The organism is Paraburkholderia sp. RL17-381-BIF-C (genome assembly GCF_046026435.1).
Lineage (GTDB): Bacteria > Pseudomonadota > Gammaproteobacteria > Burkholderiales > Burkholderiaceae > Paraburkholderia.
Window position 1 is genome coordinate 1 of record NZ_JARESX010000086.1, and the last position, 21130, is coordinate 21130.

Sequence of the window (21130 nt, forward strand, 5' to 3'; positions counted from 1 at the left end):
GAGCACCAGCGCGCCGCGGGCATCGAACTGGATACGCTGCCCGAATCCGACTGCGGCGACGAATAGAATGAAAGAGAAATGCGTCAGATACAGCGAATAGGAGAACGCGGAAATGCGTATCGCGACACGCGACACAAGCGCCGGACGCAGTCGAACGTTTTCCCAGAGAATGCAGCGCAGGAACAGGAAACACGGTACGCCGACGATCCAGTCGTTGCTCCACAGGAACAAACGCGAACACACCAGCGCGGTGATAAACGCCGCTGCGCTGGCGAGCGTGAACCAGGGCAAGCCCGTACGCGCGCCGCGCGACGGAAAGCGTTTCTCCAGCACCACCAGGACGACGCCGAGCAGCCATAGTCCGAACCCGTTCAGAAGCGACGGAAACGCAATCATCGTGGCGAGTGCGAATGCAGCCGCGCCGAAGGCCACAAAGCCTCGCCGCCGACGCAATAGCACGACGCACGCGGGAAACCAGAGGTAATACCAGAACTCGTTGGCGAGGCTCCACAGCGGTCCGTTTGAACCATAAGTGCCGCACGCGAGGGTCTGCAGGAACACGAGGTTGCATGCCAGCGTCGCGCCTCCAAGATGCGACGCGACGTTGATCTGCTGATCGAACGTACCTTCGGTGCCAAGATAGAAAGGCCCGCCTGCCAGCGCGATACCCATGCGGTCCCAGAACATGGTCAGCAGCAATGCGGGAATCAGCACGATCCACAGCCGCGACATGCGTTCGGTCAGATAACGCTGCCAGTTCCATGTTCCAGCCTCGACCTGGCGCAACACTGAACCGCCCACGAAGTATCCGCTCAGCAGGAAGAACACGATCACCGCGGTGTGGCCGTAGTTGCTGATGAAATAAAACAGCTTGCCCGCCAGCCCGATTCCGGCGCTCGCGCGGTAATCGACAAACATGAGATTGCGCAGATGGCTAACGCACACCGCGCCCGCCGCTAATGCGCGGATCAGGTCCAGCGTGTCGCAATGTTGTTTGCCGGTAAGCGCCATGTAAATCTGAATCGGACAGAGGAGTTGTCCGTCAAACTACGGCCCACCTTGCTTTTATTCGGTACGCTCCCCCACATTGCATGGGAGACGGGGCGGCGCCCTACCGAAACAGCAAACGGCTCACAACATTCAGAAACGCGCTTCGATCTGGCTGATCCGCCGTTCGACAGCGTGGCGCACCAGCCCATTCGAAGGCACCAGCAACAGGGACGAAGCGATGATCTGATACACCTTGTTGCGCCTGACTTTGGAGACTTTCTGCGGATCGAGCCAGGCATTGTTGTCCACGAGAAGGATGAGCGTCTCCAGACCGATCAGAATCGGCCAGAGGCTCGCGAGACGCAGGCGTACCGCAAACGCCGGAATTGCCAGCGTATAGTCGAGCGCTTCGCGGAAATGATCGAGTGTCTTGCGCAGCAGTTCGATCATCAGTGGGCGGGCCCGCACGGAATTGGCCGGCAGCAACAGGTCTTGCGCGCTTAGACCATATCGGTCGAGCATAGTCTGCGGAAGGTAGCAGCGGCCAATTCGCAAATCCTTGCCACAGTCACGCAGCACGTTGGTCATCTGCAGCGCCTTGCCGAAACGCACGCCGCGCCGCGCCATGGTTTCGGGCTGCTCTTTCAGCGTGCCGGGCATGTGCGCGTAAGTCATCGTGGTCCAGAATTCGCCAACGCAACCCGCCACCAGGTACGTGTAGCGGTCGAGATCTTCGTATTCTCGCAGCGCCGCGATCTGGCCGGAACGTTCGTCCGGGAAGGTGCGAAGGTCGAACTCCATGCCCTCGGTCAGCGTCGAAACGATCTCGCGAACGGCCTTGCGATCGAATTCGCTCAGTTGCAACAACACGTCGAGCGCCGGACCGAGCGATTCGAGCAGCACCTTCTCATCCGACTGGACCTGCTGCCCCGCCACTTCGGCCGCCATGCGCTGGAACAGCGCACCGTCGTCCGCCGCGCCGTTCACCTGATCGCGCAGCGACAGCAGCAAGGCGAGGCGTTGTTCCGGAGAGATCAGCGAAGTGTCCGCGATCGTGTCGGCCGCGCGCGCCAGCAGGTAGGCAAGTCCGATCGGATCGCGCATCCCGGCGGGCAGCACGCGCAGCGTGAGATAAAAGGAGCGTGAAACGCCTTTCAGGAGCGGGCCGAGAAGGAAGGCCCGGGTCGGATTCGGCATGGACGGGATCAGGTCAGGATTGGCGAAAAGCGGGCAGAAATCTGGCGCTGCCGAATTGTATACGGCGCGGCGCTGCCACTCTTCTTCCTGTTGCCATTGCATCGATTGAAAAGCTTGCCTATATGGTGGCCATCGGATCGGCCCGTTCGCGCCCATTGGCCGCGCGTCCCTTACGCGCCGCCCCGAGTGGCGGTTCGCCAACCGGGCCGCCACCAGATAGAATCCCCCGCATCCGCGCCCACGCGAGAGCGTTGCCGTGCGACAGCGGGAACGCAAATTGCTGGCGAACGTAGTTTGAGTAACAGACGGTTCGAGTGCGGGCCGTCGCTTCTGCGCACCTTGAATGACACTTCGACAATGACTATCCACGAATCTCCGACGTCTTCCCGACCCAACGTGGAAACTGGCGTCCCCGGTCTCGACGAGATCCTGGGCGGAGGTCTGGTCCGCGGCGGCGTCTACCTGCTGGAAGGCATGGCCGGCGCCGGCAAGACGATTCTGTCGAGCCAGATTGGTTTTCATCGTGTAAGCCAGGGCGAGAAGGTACTGTACATGACCTTGATCGCCGAATCCCACGACAAGCTGTTGGGGCATCTCAAGGGTCTGAGCTTCTTCGACGAAAAAGCGGTCGCACAGCAGATGCTGTTCGTCTCCGGCTATCACGAACTGATGCAGGACGGTCTCGACGGCTTCCTCAAACTGATCGCCTCGAGCATTTACGATTACCGCCCGAGCCTCATGATCATCGACGGCTTTCGCAGCGCGCGCGAATTCAGCGAAACCGAGTTGTCGCTGTCGAAATTTATCCATGAGCTGAACGCGCTGGTCGCGGCCATGGATTGCACGACCTTGCTGCTCGCGCCGCTCTCGGGTAACGAACCGCATCCGGAACATACGCTGGTCGACGGTCTGATCGAACTGAACCGGTACAACGACGGCATGCGCCGCGCGCGCGAAATCGAAGTCCACAAGATGCGCGCTCGCAATCATTTAATGGGCAAGCATTTCTTCCGCATTGCCGAAAGCGGGCTCCTGATGTTCCCGCGTCTCGAAGCGCAATGTGCCGTACCGCCGGGTCCGGTGGATCTGAAAGCGCGCCTCGGCTTTGGCCTGCCGCATCTCGACAGCCTGCTGGGCGGCGGCTTTGCGCAAGGCTCCACGACTACGCTGATCGGGCCGTCGGGCGTCGGCAAGACGCTGCTGTGCCTGCAGTTTCTTGCGGCCGGCGTCGCGCGCGGCGAACGCTGCGTCTATCTTGGCTTTTACGAAGGTCCGCAGCGGCTGATCGGTAAAGCCGAGGCCGTATCGATCGGGCTCACCGAGGCTCACGAAGACGGCAGGCTCGTCATCCAGTGGCAACCGGCCGTTGAGCTGGCTGTCGACGAACTCGCGGCCACCGCGCTCGCCACGGTCAAGAAGATCGGCGCGTCGCGCATCGTGATTGACGGGGTGGAGGGGTTCCGCGATTCCGCCTTGCGCCCCGAGCGTTTTGGCCTGTTCCTGAATGCGCTGCTGCACCAGCTTCGCGAAGCCTGTGTCACCACGCTGCTGACTGAAGAACTGCCGCTTTATGCCGACCCCGGCCATGCGAAGAGCGTGCGGATGTCGGCGCTGACCGAAAACCTCTTGCTGCTGCGTTACGCCGAAACGGAAACGGGCCTACGGCGCATGATTTCCGTAGTCAAGCAACGTGAGAGTGCTCACGACACCTCCTTGCGAGAACTCGTGATTTCGGCTCAGGGCCTCGACGTGATCGAAAAACTGGCGAACCCCGCCAACGTGTATCCGGCGACGGGCCTGTCGGCCATGCTGCCGCCACGGCGAAATACGTAGCCGCCCATGAAAACCATTCTGGTCGTGGACGACGAGTTCGACATCCTCACAGTGTGGCGGCTGCTTCTGGAGCGGCACGGCTACACGGTGCTGGTCGCGTCGAACGGGGCCGCCGCGCTCGAACAGATACGCAAGACCCGTCCGGACATCATCGTCTCGGACTGCATGATGCCGGTCATGTCGGGACTGCAGTTGTGCGCGGCGCTCAACGCCGATCCCGATCTGCGCGCCATTCCGATCATTTTGTGCAGCGCGGCCGCGGATATCCCCACGCAGCCGAATCCCACCATTGCATACGCCCGCAAGCCGCTATCATTCGACGCATTGCTCGCGATGCTTCAGCGCATGGCCGCATAAAGCAACGTCAGGCCGCTGATTCGGCGGGCCGACGCGCTAAACGCGAAAACGCCCGGCCGCAACCCGCCTTCACCGCTGCGTGCGACATTCGGAACGCCAGCGAAACCACGCGCAACGCGGGCAACACCTCCCAGCCCATGCCACTCCCGGCATCTTGAGACGATCGCGCCATTTGTTGAGCGCGCCCAGCGTTCTGCGTTTTGCCGCCGCCTTTTACAGTACGTCATCGATCGCGCGATACCGGAACACTGGCGCGCGACGCAACTTTCGGAGGATCGGTGATGAGCAGCAATCGCGGGAGGATTCCAGTTGCTTTCTTCGGGATCGCGGTGGGCGCACTGGCGTTCGCCAATTTGTGGCGCGTGGCGATCAGGCTCTGGCACCTGCCGGCCGCGATAGGCGGCTTGATGACGGTGGCCGCGCTCGTCGTGTGGATCGTCATTCTGGCCGCCTACGGCCAAAAATGGTTGACGCATGGCGCCGAAGCGCGCGCGGAAATGCAGCATCCCGTGCAATCGTCGTTTGCGGCGCTCGGTCCGGTTTCGAGCCTGCTCGCCGCGCAACTGATAGAGCCGTACGCGCATACACTGGCGTTCGCGCTGTTCGGCGTGGCCGCAGTTGCACAACTGGCGCTCGGCGTGTATTTGCATGGACGGCTCTGGCAGGGCGGGCGCAAGCCTGAACTGGTAACGCCCGCCATTTACCTGCCGACGGTTGCGCCGAGCTTCGTTGCCGGCACGACTGCGGCCGCGTTCGGGTTCCATCAGTTGGGCGGGCTTCTCTTCGGCGCGGGTGTGCTGTCGTGGCTTGCGATCGAATCGCTGATCCTGCACCGCGCCGCCGTGCACGAACCACTGCCCGAAGCATTGCGCCCGCTGCTCGGCGTGCAACTCGCGCCGCCGGTGGTGGGTGGCGTGACCTATCTGAGCCTGAGCAGCGGCACGCCTGACCTGTTTGCCCTGGTGCTGCTCGGCTATGGCCTGTACCAGGCGCTGCTGCTGTTGCGCCTGCTGCCATGGATTCGCCAACAGGCCTTCATGCCGGCTTACTGGGCCTTCAGCTTCGGCGTCGCCGCCCTGCCGACCATGGCCCTTCGGATGCTCGAACGCGGCGCGACGGGTCCGCTCGAATGGGCCGCGCCGCTTCTGTTCATCGCGGCGAATCTGATCATCGGGATCCTGGTGGTGAAGACGCTGGGTCTGCTGGTGAATGGCAAGCTGATTCCCGCGGCCGCGGCCCCTGCGTCTAGCTCCCAGTCCGCATCGGACGCACCGGCCGCTTCACGAATCGCACAAGCCGGCTAGACTGCCGCAACGGATTCAGCGAGGCGCGCCGCACTCTCGCGCGGCCCAGGTTGCCAGCGCGACCCGCTGCGCGGCGCGCTCAGATGGACGCCGCCACCAGCGCACCCACATCCGCAATCGCCGCATTGCTGCGCGCCGCGTTGCCATCCGTTTCAGTCAGGTACACCGTCACCAATACCGGACCGCGGCCTGGCGGCCACAGAATCGCGATGTCATTGGCTGTACCGTGATCGCCAGTGCCGGTCTTGTCGCCCACGCCCCAGTCCTTCGGCAGTCTCGCGCGAAGCCGCGCTCCGCCGGTTTCGTTGGCGACGAGCCACGCCAGCAGTTGTGCCCGCGACGACGACGCCAAATACTCGCCGAGCAGAAGCTCGCGCAGATTGCCGAGCATGGCGTTAGGCGTGGTGGTGTCGCGCGGATCGCCGGGAATGGCTTCGTTCAGCGTCGGCTCGTTACGATCCAGACGCGTGATGCCGTCGCCCAGCCCGCGCGCGAATGCGGTCAACCCTGCCGGTCCGCCGAAAGTCGCCAGCAACAGATTGGCCGCCGTGTTGTCGCTCAGCGTGATCGCCGCCTTGCACAACTCGGCGATGCTCATGCCGTCGTTGCCGGTCAGCTCGCGCGTGTGTTTGCTCGTGGCGGGCGAATTCGGTACCACGTCGCTATGTGAGAACACCACGCGCCGCTGAAGATCTTCCGCGCCACGGTCCGTGCGCGCCAGCACGGCGCCCGCCGCCAGGACCTTGAAGGTGCTGCACATCGGGAAGCGCTCGTCGGTCCGCAGACCCGCGTGCAAGCCCGACGTCGTATCGACGATCGACACCCCCAGGCGCCCACCGCTTGCCGCCTCGATTTCGGCAAGCCGCCGACGGATCGCATCCGCCCGGGCCAACTCGCGCCCCTGCGCGGTGGCCCCCGTTTTAACCGCCTTGCCGAACGCGCCGGCACTGCCAACCGCAACCCCAGCTATCGAAACACCCAGCATCGCGCCCGCGAACTTCCGTCTCGTGATCATCGCCGCTCCTTTGTGTGAAGCCGCAACTATCGGTTTTCCGCCCGCCGCTGACAAACGATGATAAGTTAGCCAACTCACAAGAGAATCTTATGCCTTCGCCATGAGACCGTACCTGCCATTGAACGCGCTGCGGGCTTTCGAATCGTCCGCGCGGCACTTGAGCTTCACGCGCGCGGCGCTCGAACTGAACGTCACCCAGGCCGCCGTCAGCCAGCAGGTTCGAACCCTGGAAGAGCGGCTGGGCACTGCGCTCTTCAAGCGCCTGCCCCGCGGCCTTGCCATGACCGACGAGGGCCTCGCGCTACGTCCGGTGCTGACCGACGCATTCGATCGGATCGAAGCCGTACTCAAGCAATTCGAAGGCGGCCACTTTCACGAGGTGCTGACGCTCGGCGTGGTGGGCACATTCGCAGTGGGCTGGCTGATGCCGCGCCTCAAGTCGTTTCGCGACGCACATCCGTTCGTCGAACTGCGGCTGCTGACCAACAACAACCTGGTCGACCTCGCCACCGAAGGTCTCGACTTCGCGATCCGCTTCGGTGACGGCACGTGGCCCGGTTCGCTCGCGACGCGGCTGCTCGACGCGCCGCTTGCGCTGCTGTGCACGCCGGAGATCGCCGCGCGGCTGTCGAAGCCGGACGATCTCGCCAACGAGACCTTGCTGCGCTCCTATCGCGCCGACGACTGGATGAGCTGGTTTGCGGCCGCCGGTATTCCGCCGCGACCGATTCGCGGGCCGGTGTTCGATTCGTCGCGGCTGATGGTGGAAGCAGCAATGCAGGGCGCGGGTATCGCGCTCGCGCCCGCGTTGATGTTCGATCACGAGATCAACACAGGCCGGCTGGTGCGCCCGTTCGAGGTGGAGGTTCACGCCGGCAGTTACTGGCTGACATGGTTGAAGGGCAAACCCATGACACCGGCGATGCTGCTGTTCAATCAGTGGATCATCAAGGAAGCGGCCGCGCAGGCGCGCAACTAGCCAGTTAGCAGAGCGCCGTGCGGCGATGGCCGTTCATTGCGGGCCGTTCGGCTTGCGGCGGGAACACATTCCACGAGCCGTCGTCATGACGGAAGAAGAAGATCGACAGCAGGCCGCCTGGCCGCAAGGCTTCCACGCAGACATAGCGCTGATGTTGCGACGCACGGTGGCAAAACTGCACGACGCGTGCGGGCATCGACGGGGTCGGGGCGAGCCATTTGTCCACAGCCCAATGCAAGGTCTTTTCCGCGGCAGCCATGATGTTCTCCTTGAATGCTTGAATGCTTGAATGTTTGAATCACTGAAACGGGATGTGGCCGGCTCACGCCAACTGCACGGAACCTTGAGCGCCCTTCGCGCTGGCTTCCACGAAAGCCTTCACGAGGCACACCAGCGCATGCATGCCGGTACGCGGATGGCGCAGGCAGCAATGCACCTGTTCGCTACGGCTTTCGCCGAGCAGGCACCATGAGCAGAAGTGCTCGCAGTTGTTCGTCAGCAGGCGATAGTGGTTTTCACCGAGACGGGAGCGTGCGCGGCGCACGGCTTCGTCGCCGACGTAGCGGGCCGACGGGGTCGAACGGATCGACAGCGGGTGTCCGGCAGCGAAGCGTTCCAGTTCCACTTCCTCAACAGGGCCGCGATGCGCTGAACTCGCAAAGCCCGCGTAATGAACCACGCGGCCATTGCCCACATAGATGCCGTGGTGTTCGTAACCGCGACGTTGCGTGACGAGATGCGCGCCGATCGGCAGGTCGATGGTGGACGCGGCGTCGCGGCGGTCTTCGCTGCTGTCGCTGCTCGTCTGAAGAGGGTTCGTGTTCATGGCTGGCCTCGCTTCGATTTCCAACACTGTTGCGAGGTTATTTGCATCATCCGGGCCATGCGCGCAAAAGCCTTTATTTAAAGGGCTTCGCGAGAAATTGGAGCGTTTCGGATGCGACGAGTGTGCGATGTGAGCCGACAGAATTTTCGACGAAGTGTTGGCGTACGACGCTCATTTACGGTTGCCACACGAGGTGGAAGCCGGTCCGATAGCGGGGGCATTGGGACGCAAGAATCTGTTGGGTCCGACACCGGTTAGCGTTCGCGCTTGTTGGCTTGCAGCCGACCGATGAATCCGCATGCGCTCATCCGGTATGTGCGCCAGGGCACGCAATCGCCCGGCCATCAAGGCATGACGACAAACCACGAAAAAGGCCGGCGAATTGGCATGGCACTTGCAATATAACGCCCAGATTCATTAAAAACCGCGCGTCACCGCGCGCGTTACACGCGGCCAACCGGAGAACGACATGTCTTCTATTACTGTGAACGACCTCTCGCTGAACCTCGCGCTAGACCGTAAGGCGATGACAGCGATTCGCGGTGGCGGCGGCGCACCGTGGGTGTATGGCTGGATTCAGCCTTACGTACGCAGCACGCCCAGCATCGGTCCCGTCGTGAACCTGTACGACGTGACCAACAACTTCTATGCTAACCAGATGATCAACACGTTCCAGTCGGTCGACGTCCGCAACACCGGCGCGAACTCGAACATCAGTGTCTCTCCCGACGCACGCAGCAGAAACGATACGGTGTAAACGTTGTGACCTGTGCGAGCCAATTTCGCTGGACGTCGTCCGCGCATTCCGATCCCGGACGCGTCCGCGAAATCAACGAAGATGCCTGCCTGGACCAGTCCGACCTCGGGCGCTGGGCCGTTGCCGACGGCATGGGCGGGCACGCGGTCGGCGATCTGGCAAGCCGTCTGGTGATCGACGCGCTCGCCCGGCTGACCTCGCCGGTCAGCATGAAGGCCTTCGTCGCCGACGCGCGCTCGCGCCTGCAAAGCGCCAATCGTCAATTGAGGGAAGAAGCCGCGCGCCGACAGGTCCAGCGTATCGGCAGTACAGTCGTCGCACTGCTTGCCTGTGACCGCTTCTGCGGCTATGTGTGGGCCGGCGACAGTCGCCTGTATCTGCTGCGCGAAGGCAGCTTGCGGCAACTCACCCGCGATCACAGTCAGGTTGAAGCGCTCAAGTCGCTCGGCGTGATCACCGAGGAAGAGGCGCGGCACCATCCGGCGCAGCATATGATCACACGAGCCGTTGGCGCGACAGACGTACTCGAACTCGACGACGACGCCATCGAAGTGATGGACGGCGACGTCTTCCTGCTCTGCAGCGACGGCCTGAGCAACGAGGTCGGCGAAGAAGACATGCTCGCGGTGCTCAGCAAGGCGGCGAACGCAAACGCCTCTGAAGAACTCGTCGAGCTGGCCCTCGCGCGCGGCGGCCGCGACAACATCACCGCCGTGGTCGTGCGCGCCGAAGACCCGAACGCATCCGACAAAACCTTGCTGAACCCATCCCCTTGAGCCCGTTGCACTGACGGCGTTTAATGCGGCGGACTCAAGTCTCTTCGCTCTCGTCGTCGCGCTCGTCCGCGCCGTTCCGGGTAGCGGCCGGCACATTGCGATTGCGGAAGTCCTTTGAATGCAGGCCGTGCTTCTTCAGCAGCATCTGCAGATGCGAACGGTTCATGTCGATACGGCGGGCCAGTTCCGCGACCGTGCCGCTCACTTCGCGAAGGCCGCGCTCGAGAAAGGCTTTTTCGGCGTCGTCGCTGGCCGCACGCTTCGCGTCGCTCAGCGACATCAGGTTCGTCACGCTGATCGGCTCCTGCCCTGTCGTGGTCGCCGCGTTGAACGACGCCGCGGATCCGGGCGCCGCGGGCCGCATGTCCTGCGGCAAGTGATCGATATCGGCCATATCGCCGGCCAGACACGATACGCGATACATCACGTTGCGCAGTTCGCGAATATTGCCTGGATACGCATAGTTCAGCAGAAAGTCGCGCAGACGCGGCGTCATTCGCACGGGCCTGCGCTTGAGCGTACCCGCGGCTTCATCGCCGAACCACGCGATCAGCAAAGGAATTTCATCGCGGCGCTCACGCAGCGGCGGCAGCGTGACGTGAATCACGCTCAGCCGGTAAAAGAGGTCTTCGCGGAACTTGCCCTCTTCACTAAGTTGCCGCAGATTGCGATTGGTCGCCGCGACAATGCGCGTATCCACCGCGATCGTTTCATCGGACCCGACGCGCTGAATCTCGTGCGCTTCCAGCACGCGCAGCAGCTTCACCTGCCCGGCCAGAGGCAACTCGCCGATTTCGTCGAGAAAAATCGTACCTGTATGGGCGCTTTCGAATTTACCCTTGCGGTCATTCGAAGCCCCCGTGAATGCCCCCTTGCGATGCCCGAACAATTCCGACTCCAGCAAATTGTCGGGAATCGCGCCGCAATTAACGGAAATGAACGGCTTGTCGGCACGCGAACCGTTGGCGTGAATCACCTTCGCCATCAATTCCTTGCCGGTGCCGCTTTCGCCGTCGATCAGCACGGGCAAATCGGTCGGCGCCGCTTTCTCGGCGATTTCGAGCGATTCGAGCAAACGCGGATTGTCGCCGAACGTCCCTTCGAAAATGAAGCTGCGTTCGAGCAGCGCCTTGCGCCGCGCGCCTCGTGATTGATCGACGCGCTCCTGCGGTTCGGCGGCCACCGCCGCTTGCACGAAGCGCTCCTTGTGCGAGAGTTGCATCACCTCGTCGCGCAGCGAGGTGGCTTGCCGAAGCAGTTTGTCGATGTCCGCGCGCTCCAGCCGCGACGACCAGCGTAACGTCGAGCGCAAGATCTCGATCCGCTCGATCAGGCCCGCGTACGAAATCGCGGGGCTAGCCTCTTCAATCTGGTCGAGTATTTTCATCATCATGCGCTCAACTGTTTCTGGACCAGTTGGTAATACATGCCGCCGCGCTGGATCAACTCATCGTGACGGCCCTGTTCGACAATCGCTCCTTCGTACAGCACGAGAATCTTGTCCGCGCGCATGATCGTGCTAAGCCGGTGCGCGATGATCACCGCCGTGCGGCCTTTCAGAATGTCGTGCATATTGCCGAGGATATTGCTCTCCGACTGCGAATCCAGCGCCGAGGTCGCTTCGTCGAACACCAGCAGGCGCGGATCGTGATACAGCGCCCGTGCAATGCAAAGCCGCTGGATCTGCCCGCCGGACAAGCCGATTCCGCGCTCGCCGACAATCTGCTCGTAGCCGAGCGGCATCTTGCTGATGAATGCGTGCGCGTCGGCCATCTTCGCCACTTCCTCGATGCGACGCCGGTCGGGCGCGTCGTCGCCGCTCGCGATATTTTCCGCGATCGTGCCGGAGAACAGCAGGTTGCTCTGCATCACGTAGCCAATCTGCGCACGGTAATAGGCTTTATCGACCACGCCGAGATCGTAGCCGTCTATCGTCATCTTGCCCTCGGTGGGCGTGTAGAAGCCCACCAGCAGCTTGGCGAGCGTGGTCTTGCCCGAACCGCTGCGGCCTACGATCGCCACCAGTTCGCCCGGCTTGATATCGAAGCTGATGTTCTCGAGCACGTAGGCCGAGTCGTTTTCGCCGTAGCGGAAATAGACGCCGCTGAGGCTGATTTCGCCCTGAAGTTCGGGCAGCATCACACGCGAGGGTAAATCCTGCGGTTTCTGTTCGGGCTCGATATCGAGCACGTCGCCGAGGCGCTCCATCGCCACGCCCGCGTCGTTGAGCATGCTCCACAAGCCGACCAGTCCCATCAACGGACCGAGCACGCTACCCATGAACGCGTTGAACGCGATCAACTGACCGATCGTCATTTCACGCGCCAGCACGAGATTCGCGCCGACCCAGAGAATGGCAATCGTCGTCGCTGCGTTCAGCAACTGACTGCCGAGTCCCACGAGAATGTTGAATGCATGCGCCCGATATTGCACTTCAAGCGCCTTCGCGTACTTCTTCTCCCAGCGCAAGCGCACTGGCCGCTCAATGCCCATGCCCTTGATCGTCTCCACGCCCGCGAGCGCTTCCATCAAAAACGACTTCGATTCAGTCGAAGCGGTGAACACTTCGCGCGCATAGCCCTTGATCTTCGGCGTGGCGATCGCCGTCAGCGCCATGATCGGAATGACGAACGCGATCAGCACCAGCGTCATCTTCACGTTGTAGACGAACATAATCGTGAAGTAGATGAACACCATCAGCAGGTTCAGCGCGGTGGTGACGGTGGATTCGGTCAGGAAGGCGCGGATCGTCTGGTTCTCCTGGAAGCGCGCGAAAATGTCGCCGGTCTTGCGCTTGGCGAAAAACGAAAACGGCAGCGACAGCGTGTGCTTGAAGAACTGCGACATCATCGCGAAGTCCATGTTGCGCACCATGAAATTGGCGAGATAGGCGCGAATCGACGACATCAATTGCGAAAAGACATTGGCGATGATCAACCCGCCAATCAGCAGATGCAGCAGGCTGACATTCTGATGCACGATCACACCGTCGAGAATGTTCTGGATAATCAGCGGCGGAATCACACCCAGCACCTGAATCACGAAGGTGGCGAGAAACAGGTGGCCGAGAATCTTTTTGTACGGCGTGAGATAGCCGACAAAGCGTATCCACGGCGAACGCGCGGCGGACATTTGCAGCAGATTCGGGCCGCCGGTGAACAGCAGACAGGTACCGCTCCACCCGCGCTCGAAATCTTCCACGGTCATCTTCTTGAAGCCGACGGCCGGGTCTGCGACCCACACATACTCTTTGGAGAGTCCATACACCACGACGTAGTGGTATCCCTCCCAATGCACGATGAACGGTAGATCGAAGCCGCGCAACGAATCGAATGTGCATTGCACACCGCGCGCCGTGAAACCCAGCGATTCGCCCGCGCGGGCGAGACTGTCGAGCGTGGCGCCCTGAGTCGTGACATTGGCGAGCTCGCGCAATTTGCCGAGCGTCATTGGAATGCTGTAGTGGCGGCATATCATCGCGAGGCACGCCGCGCCGCAATCCATTTCTTCAGCCTGCTCGACCAGCGCGAAGCGTTTGATGACCTTCTCGCCGAACTCGGGCTTGGTCTGCAGATCGAGCATGAGCGGCAGCTTGCGTCGCTGTTCGACCCGCTTTTGCCGCTGTAACTCGCGGTCCCCGTAACGAATCCGCTCGTCGAGCACTTCACGCAGCTTGGGATTGCGTTCGAGAATGAAGTGGACCGTGCGCTCGGGAATCACGAGCAGGCGCGTATCGGTTGTCGCGACAACCGAAGCCATCTGCTCCTGACGCATCAGACACGCTTTCTCGCCGAATATTTCGCCTTCGCCAAGCGTGGCAAGCGTGTAGTCGTGGCCTTCCTCATGCCGGACGATGCGCACTTCACCCTGGCGCACCACATACAGCCGCCGGTCCTCGCGTCCGTCCTGCTTGAGAATCTCCTTGCCGGCGGCGACCCGCTTCACACCCACGCTGCGCACATACTCTTCGAGTTCCGCCTTGTTCAGTTTGCCGCGCAGATCGAACAACTGCGCGACGAAGCCGCCCGCTGAGTTGATCGCCACATAACTGGCGACGAACGCCAGCGCGGCCTGATTGCCGGCGATCACCGGCTCGATTGCGGCGCGCGGAATGAACAGCAACTCGGTTTTCGCCGACGCCCGCACCGACGCTTCATGCACATAGGCGCGCAACATCGCAATATCGGCGAAGATCTCGCCCGATTTGCGCACGCCCATGCTGGTTTCCTTGCCGTGCTCCTCCGTGAAGATCCGCACGGAACCTGAACGAACCACGTAAAGTCCGTCGGCCGTCTCACCCGCGGAGCAGACCGTTTCGCCGAATGAATAGAAGCGCGCTTGCGCATATTCGGCAAGACGGTCGATCTCGTCGCGCGAAAACGGCGAGAGAATTTCCACCGAGGTTAGAAACTCGGCTGTGGAAGGCGCGGTCTGGGGTGCATCCATGTGCTTGCGGACCTCGAATCGGCGTGTCGTTGCGTTGTTTCAATGCGGCGTGCAGGGCACGAACGCGCTAGCGCGCTTCGATCACGTGCTCCTGAGCGCGTGCAATCAGCCAGCTTTCGCGCAGCAGGCGCCGGACTTCCGAAGCCACATCGGCATCGAGCGTTGCGGGATATTTGGCCGTCACGGCGAAAATCTCGAAGCACGATCGATCCGCCGATGGAAAAGGCCCCAGCAGGTCGCCCACTGCCGCATTGAAAATCTTCGCTTCGATATCGGGCTTCAATGAGCCGCGCAGCACCTTGCCGATCACGCCGCCAGCCTCACGCGTATCAGCAATAGAGTGCTCGCGCGCCATGTCGGCGAAACTATCGGGGTCGTCGTGCAGATACGAAATCATTTCCTTCGCCTTGCCCTCGCTGTCGAGCACGATATGGCTCACTTCGATCGCGTCGAACTTCGGCGAATTCAGGGCGAAGTAATCCTTGATCGCGGCGTCGTTGCCGATCTCGTCGAGCATCTTCTCCTGGTACAGCCCGTCGGTAATGAAGGCCTCGAATTCGTCGAGACTGACATTGAGCGCATCGAGGTACTGATTCATATCCGTCGCGCGATGCAAGCCGCGCACGCGGCGGAATTGATCGGCGCGCTGCTGGATTTCATCGGCGCTCACGGTGATGCCCTGTTTCTTCGCGGCGTGAACCGTGAGCTTGTCGCGCACGATCTGCTCGATCAGGCTCTCGAACTGGCCGGTCAGTTTCAGAAGACGAATGAACTCGGCCACGTCCACGACTTCGTCATCGATTCGCACTATCGCGGTCATCTCATTCGCTCCTTTTATTGACGTGTGATCCGCGCGGTCAACCCGCCACCTGCCTGAACGGATCGAGACCCAGATCGATCAGGCGGCGCTCACGCACCACGATCTCGGCGCTTGCCGTCATGCCGTAACGCAGTGGATAGCGCGTGTCGGCAATCTGGTAGTAATCCTTGTCCAGCGTGACGCGGCCTTCGTAGACCGGCTGCTTGTCCGTCGACGACGGTTTGGTGGCCGGCGAAATATAGGCCAGCGTGCCGCTGATCAGCCCATAGCGCTGATACGGAAAGGCATTGAATTTCAACTTGACGGGCAGACCTTCGTGCAGAAAAGCACGGTCGTGTTCGGCAATTTCGATCTTCAGAACGGGCCGCGCGTCTTTCGGCGCAATGCCGCCGAGCGGCGCGTTGGCCTGGATCTTGTCGCCGCGCTGCGTCGACGTGACGTCGGTGATGACGCCCGAGACCGGTGCGAGGATCAGCAGAAAATTGTCCTTGTCGATGTTCTCGAAACGAATCCGCGCGGCCGCTTCGGACACCAGTCGCGCGCTTTGCAGTTGCAGGCGCAACTTGTCTTCCGCGTCGGTAATGTCGCGCACCGCCGAATCGTATTGAAGCTGCAGGTCGGTGGTCTGCTGGCCGCTGGTTTCCAGTTGCGCATTCGCCTGCGCATATTCGTGGCTCAGGCGGAAATCCAGTTCCGCGAGTTTCGATTGCGCGACACGGTATGCGTTATCCGCTTCCATCGCCGCGGTGCGTTTCTGCTCCACCTGCAATTCGGCGATGCCGCCGCCGCCCGGCTGCGCAAAGAGCCGCGAGTAGCGGTCCAGTTCCTGACGCGCCGCTTCACGCGTGCGGCGGGCGTTGTCGAGCACGCTGCGCGCTTCGTCGAGTTCGGCCTTCTGCCCCTCCGCGAGTTTGGTCGTGCCTTCGGAGACCCGATTTTCGTGCTGGCGCGCTTCCACTTCCATCTGCGCCTTCAGCGCGGCGGCTTTGCGCTCCATCAGCGCCTTCTTCTCGGGAAACTGCTTCCAGTCGCGCTCGGCGTCTTCCAGCTTGAGTTGTGCTTGCAGCGCATTGCTGGCAGCCTCGATCGCGCCGCGCGCATTGAGCCGCGCGAGCACGTCGCCTTTCGATACGGGTTGTCCTTCGGCGATATACAGATCGGCGAGTTCGCCGTCGATCGGCGCATAAATCCGGCGCACCTCCGATTCGGGCGACAACGTGCCTTGCGCGCTGACGATCACGTCTGCGCGCCCCACGAACGACCACAGCAGGCCGACCACGACGAGCGCGACCATCGCCCAGATCAGCGCGCGCGCGAGCCGCACCGGCTCCGCCATCAGAATCGCAATGCCTTCGACACTGTGATCCTCCAGCGCCTCCGACAACGGTCTAGGGTGACTGTCGCGTTTCACTCTGCTCGCCTCCGATCAATGCCAGCTTCGCTTTCAGAAGTCCCGGATCCAGCACCATGCGCAACTCCGTCAGCGAGCGGCGCTGCAAATTGGCTTCGGCGTCGATATCGGCGAGCAGACGGTCGAAGTCGGCGGGATGATCGGCCTTCAGTTGCGTGTAGATGCGCATACCCTGTTGCGCCGACGTTTGCGCATCCGAAAGCAGACGCGCCTCGCTGCGAAATCCCGGCGAAATACCCGCTTCGAGGCGCTGCGTTCCGCCGATCGATCCACTCGCGCGGTACTGCTTCCACAAGCTTTGAGCGCGCAACATCAGGTCTTGCGCACGCGCCAACGCTTTGTCGTGCAAGGCGGCCACGTCTTTCTGAATCGACTGCAGGAACCACACGTCCGTTGTCGGATCGAGGCTTGCGTAGAACGACAGCAGGCGCTGGTCGTAATCCTTGTCGCCGCGCGTTTTCTGCAATTGCGCATACTGGTCGAGCAGAGCCTTCTTGTGCGCCATTTCCGCAGCGAGCACATCGGACCACGGCCCGGCGGGCATGGCTTGCAACCCGGCTAGTGCCTGTTGTGCGTCACCGTGCTGCCATGCCGCCGTCACGGCGTCATGGCGAGCAATGACATCGGGTGACGGCAAACGGCTGGCCGCCAGTTGCTGAAACTGCGCCTGAAACGGCGGCGTGCTGAAATGCGCCGCTTTCAGCATGGCGAGCAATGGCGTCAGCTGCCGGCTCAACGCGGCATTCAGCAAATCGGTGTATTGGCGCAAATCCTGGCGCACCCGGTCAATGCCCGCGAGGCGCGGATAGCGCTGCGCGTAATCGTCGAGCACGGGAGGCAGCGCAGCGGGCTTGTCGCGCGCCAGTTCGGTGCGAATCGTGCCATTCAGGCGGTCGATGGCGGCCAGATAAACCGAATCGTCGCTTTCCAGTTTGCGCAGATGGCTCAGTGCCTGCGCATAGGGGTCGGCGAACACGGGCACATAGGAAGCGATCCGGTCGAGCGCGCGTTGATGGCTCTTCGCGTCGTCCTCCCAGCGTTGCAGCAGATTGCCGATCTTGCCCTCGTCCGTGTACATGCGAATCGGTGCTTCCATGCCACCGCGGCCCGCCACGAAGCGTTCCAGATCGCCAACCCACTGCAATTCGCCGATCAGCGAAGTAGCGTCCACATTGTTGGTACTCAACGATCTCATCTCGTTGAGCAACGCGTCCGCCTGATCGAACTGCGCCTTTTCCAGCGCATTCAGCCAGTTGGGGACTTTCGCCTTCAACAGCGCTTCACTCGCGAGCGCGCTGACTTTCGTGTCCGTGGGGTGGCTCGCCAGATAGCCCTTTGCCGTGGTTACCGCGCTGCTGTAATCGCCGCTTGCCAGCAGATTCTTTAACTCGCGCTCCGACGAACCACGCATGTAGAGCGCAGAGGCAACCGCCACTAGCACCACCCCGGCCACGCCGCCCCATACCGCAATGCGCCGCACGCTCGTGCGGTCGCCGATCGCAAAAGCCTTGCCGAGCTCACCCACGAGCAGGCGCCAACGTTGCGGTTTGCGCTTGCCCGCCCCTGCATGCGCGGCGCCATTCGCTCCGCCCGTGCCGCTCGCCACTTTTTCCGTGCCCGTCGGGGTATCGCGTTTCGCGTGCGCGGACGTGGACTGCGCCGCCTCGTTGACTTCGTCCTCGCGTTGCAGACCGGGGTCGACGCAAAAGATATCGAGGAAGGAATGCGCGGCGCCAACGAACGTGGTCTTGTCTGGATCGCCGGCTTCGTCGGCGGCCGGGTTGAGAAAGAGTTGGGTCACGGTGGGCTCGACTTCAGGGGGCTTCTGCAGCGTCACCCTGTAGACGAAGTGATCTCCGCCAAATGCAACGAGGTCTCCCTCTACGAGCGGCAGCGCGGATTCGTCCAGCCGCTTTCCGCCGACGAATGTGCCGTTGGTGCTGCTGAGATCTTCGACATACAGCTCACCGCCCTTCAGAAAGATGTGGGCGTGACGGCGCGAAATGTAGTTGACCTGATGCGGATAGCGGTCCTTGTAGCGCGAAAAGACATCGTCTGTTTTGCTGACGAGAAACGGAAACGCCTGTACCTCGATGGGTTGCAGGCCGAGGTCGTCGCGCTGCGGCACCAGCAGCAATCCCGGCGCGGCGGGAGAAGCGGCGGCCGCCACGATACGCGCGCGCGGCTCGATGCTCACCCGGTAGCAAAGCTCGCCGCCGAAGCACAGTTCGTCGCCGGCACGCACGCGGGCCGGCGTTTGCCGCACGGCGACACCATTCACCGTCGTACCGTTCTTGCTGCCGAGGTCGGCCACGTAGACCGCGCCGTGTTCCGTGAAAATCCGCGCATGACGGCGGGACAGGCGCGCAATCCGTTCCGCGGGATAGTCGGTAAAAGGTGCCTCGCTGCGCCCGATTGCAAACAGATTGTCGACGATCCGGATCGCGTCAAGCGCGGGACGCTGCCCGGACGCAGCCGGCGACAACACCACGTCGAACGCAGCGTCTTCAGTCGCGCGCATCTCAGCAATCGGAGCTTCGCCGGCAGCCATTTTATCTGGATCACTAAGCGTTTACCCGTTGCGAGGAGTACGCAACGGAAACGGGACAAAGGACTACGGCGGAAAGATATTGTTTGAGTGAGCCGTGCATTAGGCGGCCCCTTAAAGATTGTAAGTCACACATGGCGAGTGTCAATTTTCCGATCGTCGGTTATGAAGGCAATGAGTGCGTCAGTTACAGCCGAAATACCCCCTGCGGCGCGCCACATTGCGGATTAGCTCAGTGCTCCTTTACTTCCGTCTGCACGTCGACGCTCGGCCAACCGCCGCCCAGCGCTTTATAAAGCAATACGGTGTCGGACAGAATTTGCTGATGGTTGGCGAGCAGTTCCTGTTGTGCTTCCAGCAAAGTCCGCTCGGTTTCGAAAACCTCCAGCTGGGACACGAGGCCGAGGCGCAACTGCGACTGGATCTGGTCCGCCACGATTTGCAGCCGCGACACTTCCTGCTGCAACTCCACGCGCTGTTCCTTGTGCGAATTCACATTGACCAGCGCGTTTTCCACTTCCTCGAACGCGGCCATCACCGCCACGCGATACTGCTGTTCGGCAACCGTCGATTGGGCCTGCGTGACTTTCACATGTGCCCGCACGCCCGGATCGAGCAGCGGAATGTTGATGCTGGGCATGAATCCGTACGTGAAGGATTTAAGCAGGTCGGTCAACGCAAAACTGGCAGTGCCGCCGTGCGCAGTCAGGCTGATGGTCGGCAATTGCGCGAGCTTGGCCTGGCCGACGAGGTCGTAAGCTTCCAGCACTCTGAACTCAGCGGCGACCACGTCGGGACGCCGCGCGAGCAGTTGTGCGGGCAGGCCGTCTGGTACGGGCGGCAGTTGCACGCGCTGCTGCAAATGCCCCTTGGGCATCTGAAACTCGCCAGCCGGCACGCCGAGCAACGTGCAGAGGGCGTTGTTGGCAAGCGCGCGCGAGCGGCGCAGCTCGAGCAACTGATTGGTCAGGCGGTTGATCTCCGCCTGCTGCCGCAACACCTGGGTTTGCGGCACGAGGCCGTTGCGGCGCTGGCCGTCGTAAATCGTGAGGATCTGCCGGTTCGTTACGAGCGTTTTCTGCTGCTGCTCGATCTGGTCGTCGAATTGCAGAATCTGGAAGTACGTGCTGGACACGTTCGACACCAGTTCGAGATACCCGGCGCGCCAATCAGCCTCGCTGGCGTGGAATTCCGCCTTTTGCGCCTGCACGCCTTTTTCGACTTTGCCCCAGATATCGATGTCCCAGTTCACCTGCGTCGCGAGGTTGTACTGCTTGGAGAAGGTCTGGTGCGTGGTTTTTTCGAAATCGGCGCCGGCGCCCAAATCCATGGTCGGCAAGGCGCCCGCTTTGGCTTCGCCGATCTGCGTGCCGGCCACGTTGATACGCGCGGCCAGCACCTTGATATCGAAGTTGCCGGCAATCGCCTTCGCAATCAGCGTGTCGAGATAGGGATCGTGGAAACCCTTCCACCAGTCGGGTTCGATGGTCGCGGCCGCCGACACCGGCGAGCCCTTCTGATCCGACCAGGACGTTTTGGCGGGCGTGTCGGGACGCTTGTAGTCGGGCATGCTCACATCGACGCAGGCCACCAGCGAGAGCGCGCAAGCCGTTGCCGCGCAAACGCAGCGCAGCACCGATATCCTGCGGGCGAGGCGCTGACGAGTTGATGAAAGCGACGCTGACACGATGGTCTCCGATAACGCCCGTTTCAATGCACGAGGAGAACGCACCCTTTAAGTAAAGCATCTCCTGCGCGGCTTCACCATCGAAGCGATGCAAGAAGATCGGTGCGGGGTTCGTGCGGTGAAGCGGGGGGCGCGTGGAAAGAACGATTGGCTGCGAAATCTTTTTGAGGAGCGGGCGGTAAGA

General features: G+C 61.9%; 17 protein-coding genes. 6 read left to right on the plus strand and 11 right to left on the minus strand.

Translation table 11 applies throughout. From position 1 onward, the window contains the following. Both P0D70_RS31825 and P0D70_RS31830 read right to left on the minus strand, forming a co-directional pair. Positions 1-1011: acyltransferase family protein (locus tag P0D70_RS31825; protein WP_408187402.1), on the minus strand; the 1011-nt coding region annotated here is incomplete at its 3' end. A 129-nt stretch (positions 1012-1140) separates the two neighbouring features. Further along, the gene (locus P0D70_RS31830) at positions 1141-2187 is read right to left on the minus strand and encodes a phytoene/squalene synthase family protein (protein ID WP_408187403.1); all 1047 of its coding nucleotides are present in this window, start codon (positions 2185-2187) and stop codon (positions 1141-1143) included. 357 nt (positions 2188-2544) lie between these two features. Between P0D70_RS31830 and P0D70_RS31835 the strand changes: the two genes are divergently transcribed. The 3 genes from P0D70_RS31835 to tehA all read left to right on the plus strand — a co-directional run bounded on the left by P0D70_RS31835 (position 2545) and on the right by tehA (position 5681). After that, complete coding sequence (locus tag P0D70_RS31835; protein WP_408187404.1) at positions 2545-4020, plus strand: ATPase domain-containing protein; 1476 nt, start codon at positions 2545-2547, stop codon at positions 4018-4020. Positions 4021-4026: 6 nt separating this feature from the next. Continuing rightward, positions 4027-4377 carry a response regulator gene (locus tag P0D70_RS31840; RefSeq protein WP_091806234.1) on the plus strand — a complete coding sequence of 117 codons (351 nt, stop codon included), beginning with the start codon at positions 4027-4029 and terminating at the stop codon, positions 4375-4377. A 281-nt stretch (positions 4378-4658) separates the two neighbouring features. After that, the gene (tehA, locus tag P0D70_RS31845; protein WP_408187405.1) at positions 4659-5681 is read left to right on the plus strand and encodes a dicarboxylate transporter/tellurite-resistance protein TehA; all 1023 of its coding nucleotides are present in this window, start codon (positions 4659-4661) and stop codon (positions 5679-5681) included. A gap of 79 nt (positions 5682-5760) precedes the next feature. Here the strand turns inward: tehA and bla are convergent, their stop codons facing one another. Beyond that, on the minus strand, positions 5761-6696 hold the full coding sequence (gene bla / locus P0D70_RS31850) for a class A beta-lactamase (RefSeq protein ID WP_408187406.1): 936 nt from the start codon (positions 6694-6696) through the stop codon (positions 5761-5763). A gap of 100 nt (positions 6697-6796) precedes the next feature. Between bla and P0D70_RS31855 the strand changes: the two genes are divergently transcribed. Next, on the plus strand, positions 6797-7675 hold the full coding sequence (locus P0D70_RS31855) for a LysR family transcriptional regulator (RefSeq protein ID WP_091806225.1): 879 nt from the start codon (positions 6797-6799) through the stop codon (positions 7673-7675). Between the two features lie 4 nt (positions 7676-7679). On the opposite strand, the gene P0D70_RS31860 is transcribed toward P0D70_RS31855, so the two are convergent. Together P0D70_RS31860 and P0D70_RS31865 are read right to left on the minus strand one after the other, a co-directional pair. Next, positions 7680-7934, minus strand: a complete 255-nt coding sequence (locus tag P0D70_RS31860) for a hypothetical protein (RefSeq protein ID WP_091806222.1) — start codon at positions 7932-7934, stop codon at positions 7680-7682. A 63-nt stretch (positions 7935-7997) separates the two neighbouring features. Then, positions 7998-8501: a lecithin retinol acyltransferase family protein gene (locus tag P0D70_RS31865; RefSeq protein ID WP_408187407.1), complete on the minus strand. Its 504-nt coding sequence runs from the start codon at positions 8499-8501 to the stop codon at positions 7998-8000. 469 nt (positions 8502-8970) lie between these two features. Between P0D70_RS31865 and P0D70_RS31870 the strand changes: the two genes are divergently transcribed. Beyond that, entirely contained in the window at positions 8971-9258 is a 288-nt protein-coding gene (locus tag P0D70_RS31870; protein ID WP_091806216.1) for a hypothetical protein, read from the plus strand. A gap of 5 nt (positions 9259-9263) precedes the next feature. Next, on the plus strand, positions 9264-10034 hold the full coding sequence (locus tag P0D70_RS31875; protein WP_408187408.1) for a PP2C family protein-serine/threonine phosphatase: 771 nt from the start codon (positions 9264-9266) through the stop codon (positions 10032-10034). Between the two features lie 34 nt (positions 10035-10068). Here the strand turns inward: P0D70_RS31875 and P0D70_RS31880 are convergent, their stop codons facing one another. From P0D70_RS31880 to P0D70_RS31905, 6 genes are all read right to left on the minus strand, one after another. Beyond that, the gene (locus tag P0D70_RS31880) at positions 10069-11424 is read right to left on the minus strand and encodes a sigma-54 interaction domain-containing protein (RefSeq protein ID WP_091806209.1); all 1356 of its coding nucleotides are present in this window, start codon (positions 11422-11424) and stop codon (positions 10069-10071) included. Continuing rightward, on the minus strand, positions 11424-14480 hold the full coding sequence (locus P0D70_RS31885; protein ID WP_091806206.1) for a peptidase domain-containing ABC transporter: 3057 nt from the start codon (positions 14478-14480) through the stop codon (positions 11424-11426). The genes P0D70_RS31880 and P0D70_RS31885 overlap by 1 nt, the downstream gene beginning before the upstream one ends. Positions 14481-14547: 67 nt before the next feature. Beyond that, positions 14548-15300, minus strand: coding sequence for a peptidylprolyl isomerase (locus P0D70_RS31890; RefSeq protein WP_091806203.1), 753 nt, complete (start codon positions 15298-15300; stop codon positions 14548-14550). A 37-nt stretch (positions 15301-15337) separates the two neighbouring features. Beyond that, on the minus strand, positions 15338-16711 hold the full coding sequence (locus tag P0D70_RS31895; RefSeq protein ID WP_091806201.1) for a beta-barrel domain-containing protein: 1374 nt from the start codon (positions 16709-16711) through the stop codon (positions 15338-15340). Next, positions 16689-19262 carry an FHA domain-containing protein gene (locus P0D70_RS31900; protein ID WP_408187409.1) on the minus strand — a complete coding sequence of 858 codons (2574 nt, stop codon included), beginning with the start codon at positions 19260-19262 and terminating at the stop codon, positions 16689-16691. The genes P0D70_RS31895 and P0D70_RS31900 overlap by 23 nt, the downstream gene beginning before the upstream one ends. Positions 19263-19491: 229 nt before the next feature. Further along, positions 19492-20946, minus strand: a complete 1455-nt coding sequence (locus P0D70_RS31905) for an efflux transporter outer membrane subunit (RefSeq protein WP_408187410.1) — start codon at positions 20944-20946, stop codon at positions 19492-19494. Positions 20947-21130: the final 184 nt, after the last annotated feature.